This is a genomic window from Micromonospora sp. NPDC003776 (genome assembly GCF_053605645.1).
On sequence record NZ_JBSGJR010000630.1, the window covers coordinates 1 to 3,770 of the forward strand.

The 3,770-nt window shown below is 74.7% G+C and carries 5 protein-coding genes and 1 pseudogene; all 6 read right to left on the minus strand.

The window, feature by feature from the left end:
• Positions 1-137 (minus strand): hypothetical protein (locus tag ACWEVO_RS32260; RefSeq protein ID WP_452311229.1); only part of this gene is annotated, 137 nt, incomplete at its 3' end.
• Positions 73-1,128, minus strand: a pseudogene (locus ACWEVO_RS32265) (hemolysin family protein); the annotation flags it as partial. The gene ACWEVO_RS32260 and the pseudogene ACWEVO_RS32265, both read right to left, overlap by 65 nt.
• Positions 1,125-2,480: a hemolysin family protein gene (locus tag ACWEVO_RS32270; protein WP_452311225.1), complete on the minus strand. Its 1,356-nt coding sequence runs from the start codon at positions 2,478-2,480 to the stop codon at positions 1,125-1,127. The pseudogene ACWEVO_RS32265 and the gene ACWEVO_RS32270, both read right to left, overlap by 4 nt.
• Positions 2,481-2,642: 162 nt before the next feature.
• Positions 2,643-2,975 carry a monovalent cation/H(+) antiporter subunit G gene (mnhG, locus tag ACWEVO_RS32275; RefSeq protein ID WP_452311226.1) on the minus strand — a complete coding sequence of 111 codons (333 nt, stop codon included), beginning with the start codon at positions 2,973-2,975 and terminating at the stop codon, positions 2,643-2,645.
• Between the two features lie 58 nt (positions 2,976-3,033).
• On the minus strand, positions 3,034-3,297 hold the full coding sequence (locus ACWEVO_RS32280) for a monovalent cation/H+ antiporter complex subunit F (protein WP_452311227.1): 264 nt from the start codon (positions 3,295-3,297) through the stop codon (positions 3,034-3,036).
• The coding region (locus tag ACWEVO_RS32285) for a Na+/H+ antiporter subunit E (RefSeq protein WP_452311228.1) at positions 3,294-3,770 on the minus strand (477 nt) is incomplete at its 5' end. The genes ACWEVO_RS32280 and ACWEVO_RS32285, both read right to left, overlap by 4 nt.

The window sequence follows — 3,770 nt, forward strand, 5'->3', positions numbered from 1 at the left end:
GTGAGGCTGGAGTGGCCGGCGGAGAGCACGAACCGGTCGCGGCCGGCCCAGTTCGGGTCGGCCGGGTTGTGCCCGACGGCCCCGGGGCACCGGGTCGGTCTCGTCGTCGAACTCGCCGATGACCTCCTCGAGGAGATCCTCCAGCGCGACGAAGCCGATCGGCCGGGTCGGGCCGCCGCCGTTGCGGACCAGCGCCAGCTGGGCCTGCCGGCCGCGCATCGCCGCGACCGCCTCGGTGACGGTGGCCTCCCCGGGCAGGGTGAACGCCGGGCTCATCAGCTCACCGGCGGTCGCCGCCCGGCCGGTGGTGACCGCCCGGACCGCCTCGCGTACGTGCACCAGGCCGCAGACCTCGCCGCCGGCGTCCAGCACGGCCAGGCGGGACCGGCCGCTGTCCCGCGAGACGTGCTCGATCCGCTCCGCGGTGTCCTCCCGCCGGACCGTGACGATGCGGTCGAACGGCTCCATCACCTGCGCGACCCGGGTGCCCTGCAGCTCCAGCATGCTGGTCAGCAGCTGGTGCTGCTCGGCGCCGAGCAGCCCGTGCTCCCGGGACTGCTCCAGCAGGATGCGCAGCTCGTCCGGGCCGTGCACCTGGGCCAGCTGGTCCTGTTGGCGTACCCCGACCAGGCGCAGCACCGCGTTGGCGAGCGCGTTCAGCGCGGAGAGCACCGGGCGGGCGACCCGGGCGAAGGCCCGGAACGGCAGCGCCAGCAGTGTCGCCGACCGCTCGGCGTCGGTGATCGCCCACGACTTCGGGGCCATCTCGCCGACCACCAGGTGCAGGAAGGTCACCAGGGCGAGGGCGAAGAGCAGCCCGACCAGGTGGCTGACCGCGGCGGGCAGCCCGACGGCGTGCAGCAGCGGGCTGAGCAGGCGCTCGATGGCGGGCTCGGCGAGCGCACCGAGCCCCAGGGTGCAGAGGGTGATGCCGAGCTGCGCGCCGGCCAGCATCAGGGTCAGCTCCCGGACGCCGTCCAGCGCCGCCCGGGCGGCCCGGCCGCCGCCGGCGGCCAGCTGTTCGAGGCGGTACCGCTTGGCCGCCACCAGGGCGAACTCGGCGGCCACGAAGAAGCCGTTGAGCGCCAGCAGCACCACGGAGGCGAAGAGCGCGAAACCGGGGCTCATGCCGCCTCCTCCCCATGTCCGAGGGCGGTCGTGCGCAGCCGGACGGAGTCGGCCACGTGCCGGTCCACGGCCAGCACCTCGACCAGGGCGCGCGGCTCGGTGTCCGGCTCGTCGCCGTCGGCGGCGAGGGTGATCTCCAGCCGGTCACCCACCTCGGGCACCCGGCCGAGCTCCCGCATGACCAGCCCGGAGAGGGTGTCGTACTCGGGCGCCTCCGGCAGCGCGATGCCGGTGCTGTCGGCGACCTCGTCGATCCGCCAGCGGGCGGGCACCACCCAGGAGCCGTCCTCCTGCCGGGCGGGGGCCCGCTCCGGCGGGTCGTCCTCGTCGCGGATCGGCCCGACCAGCTCCTCGGCGATGTCCTCCAGGGTGATCACGCCGGCGAAGCCGCCGTACTCGTCGACCACGCAGGCGAGCTGCCGGTGGCCGACCCGGAGCCGGTCCAGCACCGTCGGCAGCGGCAGCGTCTCCGGCACCAGCAGCGGGGGTACGGCCACGTCGGCGACCCGGGTGGTGGCCCGCTTCGCCGGGGGTACGCCGAGCACGTCGGCGATGCCGATGACGCCGACCAGGTCGTCGACGCCCTCGGCGCCCCGGACGGGGAACCGGGAGTGGCCGGTGTCGAGCAGCGCGACGACCCGGCTGACCGGCTCGTCGGCCCGTACGGTGTGCACGTCGACCCGGGGCACCATGGCTTCCCCGGCGGTCAGCTCGCGGAAGTCGAGGCCCCGGTCGAGCAGGTCCGACATGGCGGCGTCGAGGTGCCCCTCCTCCCGGGACTCGGCGATGATCTGTTCCAGGTCCGCCGGGGTGGCGCCGCTGGGCAGTTCCTCGATCGGCTCGATGCCGACCCGGCGCAGCAGCCGCACGGCGGCCCGGTCGAAGAGGGTGATCAGCGGTCCGGCGATCTTCAGGTACATCAGGGTGGACCGGGCGAGCGCCCGCGCGAGGGGCTCGGGGCGGGCGATGGCGAGGTTCTTCGGGGCCAGCTCGCCGAGGACCATCTGCACCACGGTGGCGATGAGCAGGGCGAGGGCCACCGACATCGGCAGCGCCACGGAGGTGGACAGCCCGGCGAGGCCGAGCAGGTCGGCCAGCCCGGCGCCGAGGTACGGCTCGGCGGCGTAACCGACCAGCAGGGCGGTCACGGTGATGCCGAGCTGGGCGCCGGAGAGCATGAACGAGAGCCGCCCGGTCACCGTCAGGGCGCGGGCCGCGGCCTGGTCGCCGCCGTCGGCGAGCTGCTTGAGCTTGCCCCGGTCCACGGCGACGTAGCCGAACTCCTGCGCCACGAAGTAGCCGGTGGCGGCGGTGAGAAGGATGATGAGGACGAGTCCGACGAGGATCAACACGGGAGGTTCAGGGCTCCCGGGGCCGTCGGGGCGAGGGGTTGCCGGGCACGACCCGGCTGGCTACTGCTGCCCTCCTGGGCAGAAGAGTCGATCATGCAGCCATTTTATCGGCGTCGGCTGGACGTTCGCTGAGGGTGCCCGGAAGCCCCCCGGCCGTCCGGTTCACCGCCCCGCCAGCTCGTCGGTGTCCAGCAGCTCCCGGTCGACCCGCCCGGAGCGGTAGGCGGCGCGTCCGATCATCTGGGCGGCCACCGGGGCGGTGGCCAGTTGGAAGACCGCGACCAGCGCGATCATCCCCAGGTCCGCCGGCGTACGCAGGCGCAGCGCCAGGCCGGCCAGGAGCAGCAGCACGCCGAGCACCTGCGGCTTGGTGGCCGCGTGCATCCGGTTCAGCACGTCCGGGAAGCGCAGCACGCCGATCCCGGCGACCAGGCTGAGCAGCGCCCCGGCCAGCAGGCAGGCTCCGCCCAGCCAGTCGGCGACGATGCCCGTCACGCTCTGCTGCCCTTCGTTCGCGACTGCGGGGCTCGCGCACCCGGCTCACTCCTCGCGCTCACACTTCCTCCCGGACGGCGAAGCGGACCAGGGACACCGAGCCGACGAAGCCCAGCAGGGAGAGCACCACCAGCACGGGCAGCGTGGTGGGGTGCCGGTTGACCGCGGCCTCCGCGCCCACCGCGCCGAGCATGGTGGAGAGCAGCAGGTCGGCGGCGACGACCCGGTCGAGCAGCGACGGCCCCCGGTAGATCCGGGCCAGGGCGAGCAGCGCGGTGACCGAGAGCAGCCCGGTCAGCGCGACGGCGAGGAGCGTGGTCACGGGTGGTTCCTCCTGTCGACGGGTTCGGCGTGCAGCCGGCGTACCTCCTCGGGGGAGCCGACGGCGCGGACGATGCGCCGCTCCACGGCCAGGACCCGGTCCCGGCTCGCGGTCAGGTCCTCCGGGCCGCGTACGTCGAGCACGTGCACGTAGAGCACGCCCCGGTCGCGGTCCACCTCGAGGATCAGGGTGCCCGGGACCAGGGAGATCACCTCGGCGGTGAGCGCCAGGTTGAGGTCGGTGCGGACCCGCAGCGGGACCGCGATGATCGCGCCGCGCGGCCGGTAGCCGGGGCGGACGGCGACGGCGGCGACGTGCACGCTGGCGGTGACCAGCTCCCCGACGAAGGTGACCGCGAGGAGCAGCAACGCGCCGGGGCCCGGCCGGTGCCCCGCGCCGTCGGGGACCGGGTGGTGGCCGGCACCGTGGCCACCGACTCCGCCCTGCGGGTCCGGGTCGACGCCGTCGGCGAG